Genomic DNA, 16791 nt, shown 5'->3' with positions numbered 1-16791 from the left:
GACGATCGCTTCGCCGGAACGCTGACGGGCACGGGGAGCACCGTCCGGTGTTCCCCGTGCGTCCGGGCGGTCAGCGCTTGCAGGTGCCGGGTGGCAGGGTCGGCTGTCCCAGCTGCGCGATCTTCTGGCGCATCTCGGTCGGGGACCCGAACTGCTTGAACTGCCCGCCCACCACGAGATCGATGTCGGCGGTCGTGCGCTGGGGGTCGAATTCGAGTTTGACGGGCTCCACGACCAGGTAAGCCCGCAGCAGCTGGGCCTCGCCGAGGCTCTCCGGTCCGTACCGGAGGACGGCGACCAGGTCGCGATACTCGGTCTCGTCGCCGACGGTGCCGATGGTGATCTTCCGGTTGCGGAGGTCGGCGGCGACGTTCACGGCCAGGTCGGCCGTTTTGGTGCCGTTGAAGACGTTGACCAGCACCTGCGATTCCGAGACGGGAAGGGTGAGGTCGACCGGGATCTGACCGGGCAGGCAGCCGGGCGGCAGGGCCGCCGAGGGGCTGGTCCCCAAGGCCGGCACGACCGGCGTGGCGCTGGGAGCGGTGACGGTGAGGACGGCCAGGACGAACGCCACCACGACGGCGGCGCCGGCGGTGACGGCGGCCAGCTGCACGCGGCGTCGGGCCTGCCCGCGGTCCCGGATCTCCTGCGCCGGCGGGGCGGTGACCTCGGGCGTCTCCAGCATCAAAGTGCCGGCCAGGGCGCTGCGGCCCCGATGCAGCCACGATTTCACCGTGCCGACCGGGGCGTCGAGGTGCTGGGCGACGTCTTCGACCGACAGGTCTGCGAGGTAGTGCAGCACCAGCGCGGAACGCTGGTTCTTCGGCAGCCGCCGCAGCGCCGCCACGACCGCCACGTGGTCCGGGCTGACCTCTGCCGCATGCTCCTCGCGCTGCCGTTCCAGATAGGAGCGGGCGGTGCGCAGCCTGCGCCAGCGGGAGTTGGTCAGGTTGATGGAGACGCGGCGGATCCAGGCGAGCGGGTCGTGGTAGTCGGATACCTGGTGCCAGCGCTGCCAGGCCCGCGCGAACGCCTCCTGGGCGACGTCCTGGGCGGCCTGCATGTCCGCGGTGAAGGAGTAGACGAGCAGCACCGTGCCGGTGAAGTGGGCCTGGTAGAAGCCCTCGAAGTCGGCTGCGCGGGTGGACGCCGTGGTGGTCATGTTCTGTACTCACTCCTCGGGGCGGCGGGAGGTTGCGCCGGTCGCCGACTTCCGCCAGTGGCACGCGGTTCTCGAATACGTTCGCAGGCCTGACCGTAGGGGAGGTACGCCATGACCGCGCCGCAGTCGGCGCTGTACCTGGTGCACGGCGTCGATCGCGGGGAGGCCATGGCGAACTGGAGCCCCGATGAGGCGCTGCCCGCGATCGCGGGTGCGGGGCGTACCCCGCTGCTCCTCACCGAGGGCATCCTGTGGGCTGCTGCAGCAGCCTGAGGCGCTGGAGCGCAACCGGTGCTTCTTGACATCTCCCCCAGCTGAAGCAGGGGATTCGGCCCTCGCGGGTCGAACTTTCTGCTTCACAGCCCGTTGCCGACCTGGGTTACCAGCAAAGGGACGGTGTACCGCCCATCGGTCTTACACAAGCTCCACAGACCTGACTTCCCGCCAGCCCGGCGGTAGGCCCGACCGGCTTGGTTTTCGCCAGCCAGGCCACAACAAATTAGCACACCTGTTCGCTGGACGCGCGCACCCGGGCCCTGTGGATCGGCAACGGCACCGGCCGGGACGGCAGCGCCCGGCGGCACGCGCCGAAGGTCGGCTGGTGCTGGGCGGGCAACCGGCACACCTGGCTCGGCTTCGCCTCGGCGGCCGCGCGTACGCCACTGCCGGCCTGAGCCGTCAGACGGCCGCTTCGAGTTCGCGGTACTCGTCGTCGGTCAGGGTGATCTCGGCGGCCGCGATGTTCTCCTCCACGTGCGCCACGCTGGACGTGCCCGGGATCGGCAGCATCACCGGCGAGCGCCGCAGCAGCCAGGCCAGCGCGAGCTGGGCGGGGCTGGCCCCGTGCGCCTCGGCGGCCCGGTCGAGCGGGCCGCCGGGTTTGGCCAGCTCGCCGGTCGCCATCGGGAACCACGGGATGAAGGCGAGGTTCTGCTCCTCGCAGTGCCGCAGCACGTCCTCGGCGCTGCGGTTGGCCAGGTTGTACAGGTTCTGCACGGACACGATCGGCGCGAGCTTGCGGGACTGCACGATCTGCGGCACCGTCACCTCGGACAGCCCGATGTGCCGGATCAGGCCCTCCTGCTGCAGCAGCACCAGCTCGCCGAGCTGGTCCTCCAGCGGCACCTTCGGGTCGATGCGGTGCAGCTGGTAGAGGTCGATGCGGTCCAGGCCCAGGTGACGCAGGCTCAGCAGACACTGCTGGCGCAGGTACTCGGGCCGCCCGACCGCTCGCCAGTCGCCGGGGCCCGCCCGGGTGAAGCCGCCCTTGGTCGCGATGACCAGGCCTTCCGGGTACGGGTGCAGCGCCTTCTTGATCAGCATCTCGCTGACGAAGGGGCCGTACGAGTCGGCGGTGTCGATGAAGTCGACGCCGAGTTCGACCGCGCGGCGCAGCACGCGGACGGCCTCGTCCGGGTCGGCCGGGTCGCCCCAGACGCCGGGGCCGGTGAGCTGCATCGCGCCGTAGCCGAGGCGGTTGACGGGCAGGTCGCCGCCGACGGAGAAGCGGCCTGCGGCCGCCGCGGGAAGGGTGCTCTGCGCCGCCATGAGTGCTCCTCGCCTGGTGATCGCGGGATGTCACGCCTTGACGATCAGCCTAGCCCGATACGTTCCGGCGGGCTGGGGGATGCGGGGAGCCCGGTCAGCCGAGCCGCTCGGCGCGGACGGCGGCCCATTCCAGGGCGTGCCGCACGCCGTCCTCGACGGTGTATTCGCAGCTGAAGTCGAGCAGTTTGCGGGCCCGGTCGACCCGGGTGTGCGCGCCGACGACGTCACCGGCGCGGCGGGGCGCGGCGACCGTCGGCAGGGGCACGCCGCGGACCGCGTCGAGCGCGTCGACCAGCTCGCGGACCGTGGTGCCCCGGCCGGTGCCGATGTTGACGGCCAGGTGTGACTCCGGCTCGCCGGCCAGCACCTCGTCGAACTGGATCAGCGCGGCGACGTGGGCGCGGGCCAGGTCCCACACGTGGATGTAGTCGCGGATGCCGGTGCCGTCGTGGCTCTCGAAGTCGGTGCCGGTGATCCGGAACGGTTCGCCGGTCTCCACGGCCTCGATCATCTTGCCGAGCGCGTGGGTGGGCCGCGGCAGCTGCAGCCCGGTGCGCATCAGCGGGTCCGCGCCGATGGGGTTGAAGTAGCGCAGGGAGATCACGGCGAAGTCCTCGGCCGCGCACACGTCGGCCAGCACCGACTCGACCATGGCCTTGGTCCGGCCGTACGGGCTGACCGGGCCGATGGGCGAGTCCTCGTCGACGGTGAACTCGGGGCCGGGCTGGTAGATCGCCGCCGTGGAGCTGAAGATCAGGCGGCGGCAGCCGTTGCGCAGCAGGTGGTCGACGAAATCGACCGTCTTGGCGAGGTTCTCGCGGTAGTAGCGCAGCGGCTGGGCGACCGAGTCGGGCACGACGGTCAGGGCGGCGCAGTGCACCACGGCGAAGATGTCGGGGTGCTCGGCGAAGACGCGGTCGACCAGGGCGCCGTCGGCGATGTCGCCTTCGAAGAACGCGCGGCCGGTGGTGAACTCACGCCGGCCGGTCGACAGGTTGTCCAGGATCACCGGGGTGAGACCGGCGTCGAGGCAGGCGGTGGCGATCGTGCTGCCGATGTAGCCGGCCCCGCCGGTGATCAGCACCTTCAGGCCCCCGTGTGTGGGGGCTCCCGGCATGCTGTCCGTCATCGTCTGTCCTGGCCCGTCGTCTCCCGCGGTCCGGCATGCCGGTGGCCGGCACCCGTGAAGGCCGAAGTTAGCAGGCCCGTCACCGGCCAGGCAAACAGCTCGTGGGGCTATATCAGCGCGGGTCGATAGGGCCGTCGGCGGGGATCTTGTGGCCATTTGGGGCTGGCGGCCGGTAGTGCGCGTCTGGCACCCTTTGCTGACGTGAGACATGAATCCCCCTCGCCCTCCCCTCGCATCTCGTTCGTCGTACCGGTGTACGGGGTGGAGAAGTTCCTGGGGGAATGCCTCGAATCGCTGCTCGCCCACCCCGGCGACGAGATCGAGGTCGTCGCCGTGAACGACGCCTCCCCCGACGGCTGCGGGGCGATCCTGGACGCGTTCGCGGCCCGTGACGCCCGGGTGCGGCCGGTGCACCTGACGACCAACGTGGGCCTCGGTGGCGCGCGCAACGCGGGTCTGGCGCAGGCCGAGGGCGATTACGTCTGGTACATCGACTCCGACGACTGGGTGCCGGACGGGGCGGTCCGCGTGGTCCTCGACCGGCTCGCGCTGCACAACCCCGACGTGCTGATCGTCGACCACGCCGAGGTGTTCGGCGACGGGACCGTGGTGCCCCGGGTCTCCGCCGGCCTGCTGGGCGGCGCCCCGACGCCGCTGCACCTGTCGCGGCGGCCGGAACTGCTGCGGCTGGCTCAGTCGGCCTGCACCAAGATCGCGCGGCGGAGCTTCCTGGAGGAGAACGGCCTGCGCTTCCACGCGGGCTGGTACGAGGACGCCGCGTACAGCCACCCGCTGCTGATGGCGGCGGGCACCATCGACGTGCTGGACGTGGTCTGCTACCTGTACCGCCAGCAGACGCCCGGGGCGATCACCGCCTCGGTGTCCGACCGCCATTTCGAGGTCTTCGGCCAGTACCAGCGAGTCTTCGACGTGATGGAGAAGTCCGGCGGCGCGCTGGAGCAGTTCCGCCCCGCGCTGTTCCGGATCATGCTGGACCACTACCTGGTGATCATCGGGCATGACCGGCGGCTCGGGCAGTCCATGCGCAAGGCCTTCTTCCGCCGCATCGTCGAGGACTACCGCCGCCGACTGCCCGACGGCGGTTACCCGCCCCCGGGCGGCCTCGGCGGGCTGAAGCACCGGCTGGTCCGCTACGACGCCTACGGGGCGTACACGCTGCTGCGGCTGGCCCACCGGCTGACCTCGCAGCGGATCGCGGCGTTGCGCGGCTCGCGCACGGCCGCCCCCGCGCTGCGCCTGCCCGTGCCGACGACCGCGGCCGCCGTCCCGCGCCAGCGCACCGATGTCGACGCGTCGGTGCTCGACCGCACGCGCTGACCGTCCCCACGGACACGAAACGGCCGCCGCACCTCGCGGGTGCGGCGGCCGTTGTCGTCGTGGTGGGGTCAGCCGCCGATGACGACGCGGTCGGTGCCGGCCCAGCGGGCCGGGTCGGTGACGCGGCGGCCGTCGACCAGCACCCGGACACCCGGCAGCTCGGCGGGGCCGAGGTTGCGGTACTCGGCGTGGTCGGCCTGGATGATCGCGGCGGTGACGGCCTCGCCCTGGTGCGGCGGCAGGCCGTGCGCGGCCAGCTCCTCGGTGGTGTACATCGGGTCGCTGACGAAGGCGTTGGCGCCCCGGGCCCGCAGCGCCTCGACGGTCGGGAAGACGCCGGAGAAGGCGGTCTCCTTCACGCCACCGCGGTACGCGGCACCCAGCACGAGCACGTTCGCGCCGGTCAGGTCGCCGTACGCGTCGGCGAGCAGGTTGACGGCGTACTCCGGCATGGCGGCGTTGGCCTCGCGGGCGGCGCGCACGACGGTGGCGGCCGGGTCGTTCCACAGGTACATCCGCGGGTAGATCGGGATGCAGTGGCCGCCGACGGCGATGCCGGGCGAGTGGATGTGGCTGTACGGCTGGGTGTTGCAGGCCTCGATGACCTTGGTGACGTCGACGCCCACGGTGTCGGCGAAGCGGGCGAACTGGTTCGCCAGGCCGATGTTGACGTCGCGGTACGTGGTCTCGGCGAGCTTGGCCAGCTCGGACGCCTCGGCGGAGCCCAGGTCCCAGACGCCGTTGGGCTTGTCGAGGTCGGGCCGGTCGTCGAAGTCGAGCACGGCCTCGTAGAAGCGCACGCCGTGGGCGGCCGACGCCTCGTCGACGCCGCCGACCAGCTTCGGGTAGCGGCGCAGGTCGGCGAAGACGCGGCCGGTGAGCACCCGCTCGGGGCTGAAGACCAGGGAGAAGTCCCGGCCGGCGGTCAGGCCGGAGCCCTCCTCCAGCATCGGGGCCCAGCGGTTGCGGGTGGTGCCGACGGGCAGCGTGGTCTCGTAGCTGACCAGGGTGCCCGGGCGCAGCCCGGCGGCGATGGCGCGGGTGGCGCTGTCCATCCAGCCGAAGTCCGGCACCCCGTCGGCGTCGACGAACAGCGGCACGACCACGACGACGGCGTCGGACTCGGCCACCGCTGCGGTCGTGTCGGTGGTCGCGGACAGCAGCCCGGCCGCCACGGCCTCCTTCAGCTTGACGTCGAGATCGGTCTCGCCGGGGAAAGGCACCGCACCGTCGTTGACCAGGCTCACGACCCGCTCGGAGACGTCGGCGCCGATGACCTCATGGCCCTTGGCGGCGAACTGCACCGCGAGCGGAAGGCCGATCTTTCCCAGGGCTACCACACAGATCTTCATGCTGTCTTTCTTCCTCAAGGTCAACACGGCCGCAAACGGCGGATGAGCTGGTCCATCCTGACAGGGGCCGGGCTCGGCGGCAAACGGCCGGTGGCTGCTGCCGACCCGCGCACCAGCAACGTCCTTGGATTCCGCTGGAGTCTACGGTATGGCGCTGGGACGGGTCCGACGTCCGCAGGCAGGGCAGCGGGTGGTTCAGTTCCCGGCGGCCGGACGTCCCGGCACCAGCCTGGTGTAGATGCCGTCCAGGACCTGGGCCTGCGCCTCCCAGGTCCAGTTCTCCAGCAGGCTGGGCTTGTCGTACGCGGCCCGGTAGCGCTGCGGGTCCGCCAGCACCTCGCGGACCGCCCGGACGTAGTCGGCGAGGTCCTCGGCGCGGAAGACCTCGCCCTGGCCCGTCGCCCGGGTGGTTTCGGCCATCATGCGCACATCGCTGACCACCAGCGGCAGCCGGGCGTGCGAGTACTCGAAGAACTTCGTGATCAGCGCGATCTCGTGGTTGGGGTAGTGCAGGATCGGGATCACGCCGACGTCGGCTCCCGCGAGGAAGCGCACGACATGCTGGTGGTGCACGTACGGCAGGGCGTGTACCCGGTCGGCGACGCCGAGTTCCCGGGCGCGGGCCTTGAGCTGCTGCAGGTACGGCGCGTTGGGCCTGGGCACGACGAAGACCGCGTGCACTCCGGGCAGTTGCGGCAGCGCCTCCACCATGATGCCCAGGCCGCGCTGCGGAGCGGCGGCGCCGCTGTAGACGGCGACGGGGGCGGCCGGGTCGATGCCGCACGACTCGCGCAGCCCGGTCGGCACCTCCTCGGCGGATCCAGGCTCGTCGCCGCCCGGCGCGTTGAGCACCACCTCGGGCAGCCGCGGCAGCTTGTGCTCCCGCTGCAGCAGCTCGGCGAGGCCCTCCGACACCGTCACCACGGCGTCGGCGTACGGGGCGTACATGCGCTCGTGCGCGAGCTGCGCCGGATGCCAGCGCGGATTGTTCATCCAGGGGTTGATGCCGGGCAGGAACTCGTGCGCGTCCCAGACGAGCTTCACCGGGTGGCCCGAGGCGCGCAGCCGCCGGGCCGCACGCGCGCCGACGCCCAGCATCCGGAAGTCGTTGGCGTGGATCAGGTCGGGCCGCAGGGAGTCGATGACGTGGCCGAAGGCGACCTCGAACGCCCAGAGCTGCGGGTCGAGCCGACGCCAGGCGCTGTCGCCGAGCACGTTCTTGTACACGACCAGGGCCGTGTTGTCCCAGCCGCGCCGGACCCCGCGACCGACCTTCTCACCGGCCGTGCGGATGCCGTCCAGCCGCCGCTTCTTCGGCGGGGCGGGGGGAGCGGCTGCGGCGGGCGACGTGGCGGGAGCGGCGGCCGGTGCGGTGGCGGCCGGCGTCGTGCCGCGCAGGCGGCGCTTCGCACCGGAGGCCTTGCGGCGCACCCAGCCGTTGGCCCGCTGGCTGAACTTGCGCGGCATCGGCACCAGGCGTACGTCGGCCTCGCCGAGCTTCCAGGTCACCGTCTTCAGGCCGGGCGCCACGCCCAGGAGCACGACCTCCCAGCCGGCGTCGGCGGCGGAGCGAGCCTGCTTCTGCACCCGCGAGTCGCCCTTGACGCCGTTGTCGACCAGCATCACCACCCGGCCCCGGAAAGCTCCGTTGCGCGCCACGCCCTGCTCCATGATCGCCCTCGCCACCGCATCGCCTACAGGCCGCTGACGAGTGTAGGTCAACCGCCCTTCCGGCCAGCACGGGTGCGAGTGGATCAGGGCGGTCCAGGCCGGGCGGAATGCCGGTACAGTCCGGTTTTTCGTGATCGACATCTCTGGTCGCCCGGCCGACCGGCCCATAGGATGCACCGGTGCAAACTCCCCTCGTCGATGCCTCGCCGGTCGCCACCCCCGCGCCGGTGGAGCGCGTGGCCGCTCGGAACCACGGCCTCGACGCCCTGCGCGTCGCCGCCATCCTCGGCGTCGTGGCGATCCACGTCTTCGGCCTGATAGTCGGCAACGACGATCTGCGCGGCACCCTGCCGTGGTGGATCGCGACCGCCATCGACATGGGCGCTGTCTGGTGCGTGCCGGTCTTCATCATGATCAGCGGGGCGCTCGTCCTCGCCCCCCGGGCGCACGCCGCCGGACCGGCCCACTTCTACCGCAAGCGGTTCGCCCGGATCCTGCCCGCGCTGGTGTTCTGGCACCTGGTCTACCTGGTGCTGGTGCGCATGATGATCCAGGGCGAGCGCCCCGGCCTGGGCCGGCTGGCCATCAACGTCATCGACGGCAAGGTCTACACCGCGCTCTACTTCCTCTGGCTGATCGCCGGGCTGTACGTGATCGCGCCGGTGCTGGCCGCGTTCCTCAAGGACGGCGGCGACCGCCGGGCGCGGATCACCGCGGGCGTGGCCGTGTTCTGGACCGTGGTGGCGTACATGATCCCCGGGGTGACCCAGCTGCTCAACCAGAGCCGGGGTATCTCGCTGGGCGCCTGGAACCGCTGGTTCCCCTACGTCGGCTTCTTCCTGGCCGGCTGGGCGCTGCGCAACGTGCTGCTGAGCCGGCGCGGCATCGCGCTGGCCGCGGTGGTGGCCCTGGTGCTGCAGGCCGAGGTCGTCTGGCAGTACGGCATCCGCCCCGAGTACCCGTGGCTGCAGGCCCTGCTGCCGGTCAACGCCAGCGGCCTGGTCACCACGATCGTCTCCGGCCTGCTGTTCGTCATCGCCGTGAGCCTGGGCGCGCGCTGGACGCTGTCCGAGCGCGCGGGCGACCGGCTCCGCAAGCTCTCCGACGCGACGTTCGGCGTCTTCCTGGTGCACCTGCTCGTGCTCAGGGTCGTGCAGCTGCTGGTGCCGGAGGTCGGGCAGGGCACGTCGCTGGGGTTGACGGCCGGGGCGTACGCGGTGGTGGTGGTGGTCTCGTTCGTGCTGTCGCACCTGGCCGGGAAGGTGCCGTACCTGCGCACGGTGGTGTGAACGCGGCGCGGCCCGGGGCAGAAGTGCCACCGGGCCGCGCCGTTTCCATCGGAGAGCTAGCGCAGGAAGGTCGCCAGCGCGGCGGCGGTGCGCCGCCCGTCGTGGAACTCCCGCGCGAACCGGGCCGAGGCCGCGCCGATCCGGGCCGTGCCGGCCGGGTCGTTCAGCATCGACTCCAGCACGCTGACCAGGTTGTTCGGGTTGGCCGAGACGATCGGCAGGTCGGGGCCCACCGCCTGGGACACCCGCTCGCTGATGTAGGCGACCACCGGCTTGCCGGCGGCCATCGCCTCGCAGCCGAGCGTGCCGTAGGCGCCCGTGGTGAACTGGTCGAGCACGATGTCGGACTCCTGTACCAGGTCCTTCATCTGCTCCCAGGGGATGCCCTCGGCGAGCCGCAGATCGATGACGCCGCGTTTGTGCATCCGGGTGAGGCTGGGCAGGATCCGGTCCGTGCCCTTGGTCCAGCGCTTGGACGGCGCGTGCATCACGATGGGCCGCTTGCGCTGCATCACCGGCCGGTCGCACGCCCACAGGTCGATGTTGATGACGAGCGGCGCCCAGGTCGCCGTCGGGAGATCCTCGACCAGGTCGGGCGTGGTGACGAACAGCGGCAGCCCGCACGACTCGGCGATCTTCCGGTTGCGCTCGGCGCGTTTGGCGAGCTGGGCGGCGATGCCGGCCGGCGCGTCGCGGAACAGCGAGAACTCGTGGTTCTTCAGGTGCCGGCGCGGGTCGCGGATCTCGCTGCCGTGGGCGAGGACGGCCACCTGCACCCCGGCCCGGCCGAGCATGGCGAGGTCGCCCTCGATGGTGGTGCCGTTGAGGTGCCCGAAGACCGGCATGAAGGCGTCGACCAGCACGTGCGTGTAGCGGCCGAGCACCCGGTGGATCTGCTGCGACTGCACGTTGAAGTCGGCCAGGCGGTTCGCGTCGATGTAGACGTTGGCCGGGAAGCCGAACGACTCCGGCTGGCGGATCATCACGACCTCGGCCGATACGTCGGTCATCTCCCGGCAGATCGCCTTGGCGAAGGCCGCGCCCTGCCCGGCGTAGTTGGCCGGGCCGAGACCCAGCCGGACCCTGGTGTCCCCGATCTCCCGCCAGTCGCCGACCAGCAGTGGATCCACCGGCGGCGGATCCTCCTGCACATCCCACGGGATGTCGGCGGGCACGGCGGGCACCCGCGCCGACAGGCTGCGGTACAGGCCCAGCAGCGCCTTGCTCTGGTGCTCCCAGGACAGATCGTCGAGGATCTCCTCGCTGATCCGTGCGGAAAGCGCCGCACGCTGCTGGTACGCCTTGTCGGCGGCCACGGCGAAGGCGTCGACGTCCTCGGACGGGAACACCTCGCCGATGCCGTGCTCCTCGACGAACGCGCGGACCACCTTGACGTCGCTGGTGACCAGCGGCAGCCGGGCGTGCAGGTATTCCGAGATCTTGGTGGGCAGCGAGATCTCGGTGTTGGGCACCCGCCGGAACGGGATCACACCGAGGTCGGCCGAGCTCAGATAGGCGGCCACCTCGTGCTGCGGCACATAGGGCAGCAGGTGGATGCGGTCGCGCACGCCCAGCGTCTCGGCCTGCAGGAGCAGCTGCTTGAGCAGCGGGTTGGTCCGGCCCACCACCAGCGCGAGGTGGTAGCCGGGCAGCTTCGGCATCGCGGCGATGACGGTGTCCAGGCCGCGTTCCTTGCCCAGCCATCCGGCGTACACCATGAGCGGCACGTCGTCGGCGAGGTTGCACAGCGCGCGGACGGACAGGCTCTTCTCACTGGTCGGGGCGATGATCTCGCGTACCGGTGAGTTGCCCACGACCACGGGGCTGGTCGGGAGCTGGTAGTCGTCTTGCAGCATCTGCGCCAGCTGCGTGGAGACCGTCACCACGGCGTCGGCCGCGGAGATGAACTCGCGCTCGGCACTGGTGTACGCGCTGGCCTGCTGGCGGGTCGGCCACTGCACGCCGCGGATGTACTCGTGTGCGTCGTAGATCCACGAGCAGGTCAGCCCGCGGGCCCTCAGCCGCTCGACGCAGTGCGCGGCGATGACGATGGTCGCGATGTCGTTCGCGTGGATCAGGTCCGGCTCGAGTTCGTCGATCACCGGCCCGAACGTCTTGTCGAGCGATGCCAGCTGGGGCCAATCGCGGCGCCAGTCGCCGGACGGCGCCACCCGGGAGGTGCGGCGTGCGCGCAGCTCGCGGACCTCGTGGCGCACCTTGCCCACCACGCGACGGGCGAAGCGCATGCCCAGGTCGCCGACGAGGCCGATGCCCCGCGCCCGGGACCGGTTGTCGGCGTCTTTGCCGGTCTGGGCGATCCGGTCCGCGGTGCGGCCCAGGCGGCTCTGCGACTTCGGCTTGGCCGCCGGCACGCGGATCACCTTCAGCCGGCCCATGGTCGTCTTCTCGAGGACGTGGGCATCGGTGCTACCCACCACCGTGACGTCCCAGCCGTCCCGTGCCGCGGCGATCGCCGTCTTCTGGACCCGCGAATCTCCTCTGATGTCGTTGGCGACGACCACGACCAGCCGCGGCTGCCTGACCTGGGATGTCATTCGGTCCTCCGTGAGCAGGAAATCATCAAGCCGATGGCCCGCCAACGCAGCCCTGACGGGCGGTTCGCTGGTGGGCCATCGGCATCACTGTCGTTCAGCCAGTGGATTCACGCCACCGGTTACATGTTCTCCGGAAGTACGACTGTTGACTTGGTCTTTGCCGACTGCAGCACCGCCGAGGCCACCTCGACCGTGCGCAGGCCCTGTCGCAGGGTCACGATGTCGCTGGGCTTGCCCTCCACCGCGTCGCGGAAGCGCTCGTGCTCGACGAGCAGCGGCTCCCGCTTCGGGATGGCGAATCGGATCATGTCACCCTCGGCCACGCCGCGGAAGGAGCGCAGCGCCTCCCACTCGGTGGTGATCGCGCCGTTGGCGTAGAAGGTCAGGTCAGCGGTGAGCGTGTCGGCGACGAAGCAGCCCTTCTCGCCGGTGATCACCGTCGACCGCTCCTTGAGCGGGCTCAGCCAGTTCACCAGGTGGTTGACCATGGAACCGTCGGCGAGCTGGCCCACCGCGGCGACCATGTCCTCGTGCGGGCGGCCGCTGCGGAACACCGTGTGCGCCGACACCGAGACGTACGACTGGCCGGTGACCCAGCTGGTCAGGTCGATGTCGTGGGTGGCCAGGTCCATCACCACGCCGACGTCGGCGATGCGGTGCGGGAACGGGCCCTGGCGGCGGGTGACCACCTGGAAGACCTCGCCCAGGTCGCCAGCCTCCAGCCGGGACCGCAGGTTCTGCAGCGCCGGGTTGTAGCGCTCGATGTGCCCGACGCCCGCGACCAGGCCAGCCTTCTCGAACGCGTCGACCAGCCGGCGGGCGCCCTCGATCGACGGGGCCAGCGGCTTCTCGATCAGCGCGCAGACGCCGTTGGCGGCCAGCTCCAGGCCGACCTCCTCGTGCAGCGCGGTCGGGCACGCGATCACCGCGTAGTCGATGCCCAGCGCGATGAGCTCGGTGACCGTGGGGACCACGGGCACCCGGAGCGTGCCGGTGCTGTCGCCCATCGGGTCGACGACCGCGACCAGCTCGACGCCGGCCAGGGTGGACAGCACGCGGGCGTGGTTGCGGCCCATCGCGCCGAGCCCGATGAGGCCGGCGCGCAGCTTGCGTTCGGTGCTCACAGCTTGCCCGCCACGGTGTTCACGCCGTCGGCGATGTACTCCAGCTCCTCCGCCGTCAGCGACGGGAAGACCGGCAGCGACAGCACCTCGGCGGCGGCCTTCTCGGTCTCCGGCAGGTCCCACGCCGGGTTGACCTTGCCCTCGGCGGTCAGGTACGGCTTGAGGCGGTGGATCGGCGTCGGGTAGTACACCGCGCTGCCGATGCCCTTCTCGGTCAGGCCCTGCTGCACCGCGTCGCGGTTACCGCCCTGCACCCGGACCGTGTACTGGTGGTACACGTGCTTGGCGTTGTCCGCGACCGGCGGGGTCACCACGGCGGTGATCCGCGAGTCGAGGAACTTGGCGTTGGCCTGGCGCTGCTCGGTCCACTGCGGGAGCTGCTTGAACTGCTCCCGGCCGACCGCCGCGGCGACGTCGGTGAGCCGCATGTTCGCGCCGACGATCTCGTTGGCGTAGCGCTGCTCCATGCCCTGGTTGCGCAGCAGGCGCAGGGTGCGGGCGAACTCGGCGTCGGCGGTGGTGATCATGCCGCCTTCGAGCGAGTGCATGTTCTTGGTGGGGTAGAAGCTGAACGTGCCGGCGATGCCGAACGCGCCCACGGGGGTGCCGTTGAGCGCGGCGCCGTGCGCCTGGCAGGCGTCCTCCAGGACGGCCAGGCCGTGGCGCTGCGCCAGCTCCATGATCCGGTCCATCGCGGCGGGGTGGCCGTACAGGTGCACCGGCATGATGGCCACGGTGCGGGGGGTGATCGCGGCGGCGGCGGCGTCGGGGTCCAGGCAGAAGCTGCCGGGCTCGATGTCGGCGAAGACCGGCTCGGCGCCGACCAGGCGGACCGCGTTGGCGGAGGCGGCGAAGGAGAACGACGGCACGATGACCTCGTCACCGGGGCCGACGCCCATCGCGATCAGCGCCAGGTGCAGGGCGGACGTGCCCGAGTTCACCGCGACGCTGTGCCGGCCGTCCACCAGGGTCGAGAACTCGTCCTCGAACGCCTTGACCTCCGGGCCCTGTACGACCATGCCGCTGCGCAGGACGCGCACGGCGGCTTCGATCTCGGCCTCACCGATCACCGGTCGTGCCGGGGGGATGGGCTTTCCGTTCAAGGGGTCCTCCTCGTTTCCTTTGCCGTGCTGTTCAACGGACCCGTACCGATGGCGAATCCGATTCTATATTCGCTGCTGAGACTCATTTGGCGGTGCTGAATTCCTCATATGCGGCGAGCACCTCGTCGGTCGGCCCGTCCATCCGGATCACGCCCGACTCCAGCCAGATCGTCCGCTCGCAGGTGTCGCGAACGGAGCTGAGGGAGTGGCTGACCAGGAAGACCGTACCCGCGCCGGCCCGCAGTTCGCGGACGCGGTCCTCACTGCGCTTGCGGAACTTGGCGTCACCGGTGGCCAGCGCCTCGTCGATGAGCAGCACCTCGTGCTTCTTGGCCGCCGCGATCGAGAACCGCAGGCGGGCCCCCATGCCGGAGGAGTACGTGCGCATGGGCAGCGAGCTGAAGTCACCGCGCTCGTTGATGCCGGAGAAGTCGATGATCTCCTGCGTCTTGGCGCGCACCTCGCCCTTGGGCATGCCCATCGCCAGGCAGCCCAGCACCACGTTGCGCTCGCCGGACAGGTCGGCCATCATCGCCGCGTTCACGCCGAGCAGCGAGGGCTGGCCCTTGGTGTAGACCGCGCCCTTGGTCGCCGGCAGCAGCCCGGCGATCGCCCGCAGCAGGGTGGACTTGCCCGAGCCGTTGGTGCCGATCAGGCCCACGGCCTCGCCCTCGTGGGCGACGAAGCTGACGCCCTTGACCGCGTGCACCTCGCGCACGGTCGCCGACGGCCCGCGCGAGGCGATGCGGCGCAGCGCGCCCAGCGGAGAGTTGTCCTTCGCCGCGCCGTGCACCCGGTAGACGATGTGCACGTCGTCCACGACGACGGTGGGAACCCGGGTCTCAGCCACGGCCGTACTCCTTCTCGCCACGCCAGAAGTAGAAGAAACCGAGCGCGCCCATCACGACCGCCCAGCCGAGGGCGACGAGCCACATCGACTCGACCGAGAAGTGGGAGGGCGGGGTGGTCGTGATCAGCGCCTCGCGGGCCAGCTCGATGAAGACCAGCATCGGGTTGAGGTGCAGCAGGGTGGAGGCCCAGGTCGGCATGTTGTCGGTCGCGGTGGTCAGGCTGTAGAACACGCCCGAGCCGTACAGCCACGTGCGCAGCACGAACGGCATGATCTGCTTCAGGTCGACGATCTTCGAGCCCAGCCGGGCCAGCAGCATGGCCAGGCCGCCGCTGAAGATGGTTTGCAGGAGCAGCAGCGGGATCAGGGTGAGCCAGGCCAGCCGCGGCGGCTCGCCGGTGACCAGCACGATCGCGATCAGCACGGCCATCGAGGCCAGCAGCTGCTGCAGCTGGGTGATGGTGACCGACAGCGGCAGGCTGGCCCGGGGGAACTGCAGCGCCCGGATCATGTTCAGGTTGGCGGTGATGGACACCGTTCCGGCCGAGGCCACCGCCGACGTGTAGCCGAAGATGAAGATGCCGCAGCACAGGTAGGCGACGAAGTTCTCGATGCGGTCGCTGGTACCCAGGATCACGCCGAAGATGAGGTAGTAGACCGCGGCGTTGGTGAGCGGGGTCAGTACGTGCCAGAGCTGCCCGAGCCGTGCTGTGGTCAGCGTCGCGACGTTGCGTGCGTTCGCGAACGCGACGATGAAGTGCCGGTAGGCCCACAGCGAGCGGATGTACTCGCGGACGCCCGGCCGCTCGCCCGCGGCGCGCAGGCCGTAACGGGCCGCGAGCTGGGCTGGTGCGACGGTGGGATAAGGCTCTGTCACCACAGCTTCTGCCATGGTACGGGCTCCGATCTCCAGACTGGGGATGAGTGGCGGTCACACACGGTAGCCGACGTCGAGGAAGAGACGCCACCGTATCGACGTAAACGTGATGCTAGTCGGCCGCGCGTCGCGACGCAACCGTTGCGTCGCTGCGCTATCGTATGCACGTGCTGGCAGAGAGTAGGCGCGTCCCCGCGGGGGCGGCCGTGTTGAGAGGGGATATCACCGAGGCGATCCAGGCCGCGGTGGTGGAGGAACTCGCCCAGGTCGGCTACGGCCGGCTGTCGATCGAGGCGGTGGCCCGGCGCGCCGGTGTGGCGAAGACGGCCGTGTACCGCCGGTGGGGCTCCAAGCTCGAGATGGTGCTGGAGATCGTGTCCGGCCTCGCGGGCCAGAAGCTGCCGCTGCCCGACACGGGGACCCTGCGGGGCGACCTCATGATCCTTCTGCAGATCCTGACCCGGGCGCTGCGGCACCCGCTGGCCTCGCAGGTGATCCCGGACCTGCTGGCCGAGGCGGCCCGCAACCCGCAGATCGGCGAGAAGCTGCAGCAGGCGCTGCGGGCCAACCAGCACGAGATCGGGGCGCTGCTGATCGGCCGCGCCGTCGAACGCGGCGAGCTGCCCGCGGACACCGATCCCGACCTGGCGGTGGATCTGATCGTCGGTCCCGTCTACTGGCACCTCGCGGTGACCCGCAACCCGGTGCCGGCCGACTACGTGCCGCGCCTGGTGTCGGCGATCATCGCGGGCCTGACCGGCTGATCCGGGCGCGCCGCGTGCCGCCGGCCACT

Annotated in this window: 14 protein-coding genes and 1 pseudogene; 5 read left to right on the top strand and 10 right to left on the bottom strand. The window is 70.9% G+C overall.

Annotated elements, in window-relative coordinates:
• Positions 1-70: 70 nt before the first annotated feature.
• On the bottom strand, positions 71-1162 hold the full coding sequence (locus ACFQO7_RS13050; RefSeq protein ID WP_376806604.1) for a SigE family RNA polymerase sigma factor: 1092 nt from the start codon (positions 1160-1162) through the stop codon (positions 71-73).
• Between the two features lie 111 nt (positions 1163-1273).
• Here ACFQO7_RS13050 and ACFQO7_RS13045 point away from each other — a divergent pair, with 111 nt between their 5' ends.
• Together ACFQO7_RS13045 and ACFQO7_RS13040 are read left to right on the top strand one after the other, a co-directional pair.
• Positions 1274-1435: a DUF5701 family protein gene (locus ACFQO7_RS13045; protein WP_376806603.1), complete on the top strand. Its 162-nt coding sequence runs from the start codon at positions 1274-1276 to the stop codon at positions 1433-1435.
• Positions 1436-1674: 239 nt separating this feature from the next.
• Positions 1675-1836, top strand: a pseudogene (locus tag ACFQO7_RS13040) (DUF5701 family protein); the annotation flags it as partial.
• Positions 1837-1840: 4 nt separating this feature from the next.
• Here ACFQO7_RS13040 and ACFQO7_RS13035 read toward each other — a convergent pair.
• Together ACFQO7_RS13035 and galE are read right to left on the bottom strand one after the other, a co-directional pair.
• Positions 1841-2710 carry an aldo/keto reductase gene (locus tag ACFQO7_RS13035; protein WP_376806602.1) on the bottom strand — a complete coding sequence of 290 codons (870 nt, stop codon included), beginning with the start codon at positions 2708-2710 and terminating at the stop codon, positions 1841-1843.
• A 94-nt stretch (positions 2711-2804) separates the two neighbouring features.
• On the bottom strand, positions 2805-3839 hold the full coding sequence (gene galE, locus ACFQO7_RS13030) for a UDP-glucose 4-epimerase GalE (protein ID WP_376806601.1): 1035 nt from the start codon (positions 3837-3839) through the stop codon (positions 2805-2807).
• A gap of 201 nt (positions 3840-4040) precedes the next feature.
• Between galE and ACFQO7_RS13025 the strand changes: the two genes are divergently transcribed.
• Positions 4041-5177, top strand: a complete 1137-nt coding sequence (locus ACFQO7_RS13025) for a glycosyltransferase family 2 protein (RefSeq protein ID WP_376806600.1) — start codon at positions 4041-4043, stop codon at positions 5175-5177.
• Between the two features lie 68 nt (positions 5178-5245).
• Here the strand turns inward: ACFQO7_RS13025 and ACFQO7_RS13020 are convergent, their stop codons facing one another.
• Both ACFQO7_RS13020 and ACFQO7_RS13015 read right to left on the bottom strand, forming a co-directional pair.
• A complete protein-coding gene (locus tag ACFQO7_RS13020) occupies positions 5246-6529 on the bottom strand; it encodes a nucleotide sugar dehydrogenase (protein ID WP_376806599.1) in 1284 nt (427 codons plus the stop codon).
• 195 nt (positions 6530-6724) lie between these two features.
• Positions 6725-8152 (bottom strand): glycosyltransferase family 4 protein, encoded by a 1428-nt coding sequence (locus ACFQO7_RS13015; protein ID WP_376806731.1) that lies wholly within the window; start codon positions 8150-8152, stop codon positions 6725-6727.
• Between the two features lie 227 nt (positions 8153-8379).
• On the opposite strand from ACFQO7_RS13015, the gene ACFQO7_RS13010 reads away from it, so the two are divergent.
• Positions 8380-9489: an acyltransferase gene (locus ACFQO7_RS13010; protein WP_376806598.1), complete on the top strand. Its 1110-nt coding sequence runs from the start codon at positions 8380-8382 to the stop codon at positions 9487-9489.
• A gap of 56 nt (positions 9490-9545) precedes the next feature.
• Here the strand turns inward: ACFQO7_RS13010 and ACFQO7_RS13005 are convergent, their stop codons facing one another.
• The 5 genes from ACFQO7_RS13005 to ACFQO7_RS12985 all read right to left on the bottom strand — a co-directional run bounded on the left by ACFQO7_RS13005 (position 9546) and on the right by ACFQO7_RS12985 (position 16013).
• Positions 9546-12044 carry a glycosyltransferase family 4 protein gene (locus tag ACFQO7_RS13005; protein WP_376806597.1) on the bottom strand — a complete coding sequence of 833 codons (2499 nt, stop codon included), beginning with the start codon at positions 12042-12044 and terminating at the stop codon, positions 9546-9548.
• A gap of 119 nt (positions 12045-12163) precedes the next feature.
• The gene (locus tag ACFQO7_RS13000; RefSeq protein ID WP_376806596.1) at positions 12164-13168 is read right to left on the bottom strand and encodes a Gfo/Idh/MocA family protein; all 1005 of its coding nucleotides are present in this window, start codon (positions 13166-13168) and stop codon (positions 12164-12166) included.
• Entirely contained in the window at positions 13165-14271 is a 1107-nt protein-coding gene (locus ACFQO7_RS12995) for a DegT/DnrJ/EryC1/StrS family aminotransferase (protein WP_360536920.1), read from the bottom strand. The genes ACFQO7_RS13000 and ACFQO7_RS12995 overlap by 4 nt, the downstream gene beginning before the upstream one ends.
• Before the next feature lie 82 nt (positions 14272-14353).
• On the bottom strand, positions 14354-15121 hold the full coding sequence (locus ACFQO7_RS12990; protein WP_376806595.1) for an ABC transporter ATP-binding protein: 768 nt from the start codon (positions 15119-15121) through the stop codon (positions 14354-14356).
• Positions 15114-16013, bottom strand: a complete 900-nt coding sequence (locus tag ACFQO7_RS12985; protein WP_360536924.1) for an ABC transporter permease — start codon at positions 16011-16013, stop codon at positions 15114-15116. Before ACFQO7_RS12985 ends, ACFQO7_RS12990 begins: the two co-directional genes overlap by 8 nt.
• Before the next feature lie 152 nt (positions 16014-16165).
• Between ACFQO7_RS12985 and ACFQO7_RS12980 the strand changes: the two genes are divergently transcribed.
• A complete protein-coding gene (locus ACFQO7_RS12980) occupies positions 16166-16762 on the top strand; it encodes a TetR/AcrR family transcriptional regulator (RefSeq protein WP_360536926.1) in 597 nt (198 codons plus the stop codon).
• Positions 16763-16791 lie beyond the last annotated feature (29 nt).

This window comes from Catellatospora aurea, assembly GCF_042663325.1.
GTDB classification, from domain to species: Bacteria; Actinomycetota; Actinomycetes; order Mycobacteriales; family Micromonosporaceae; genus Catellatospora; species Catellatospora aurea.
The sequence above is the reverse complement of the archived record's forward strand: the minus strand, read 5'-3'. Positions and strand labels throughout refer to the sequence as shown.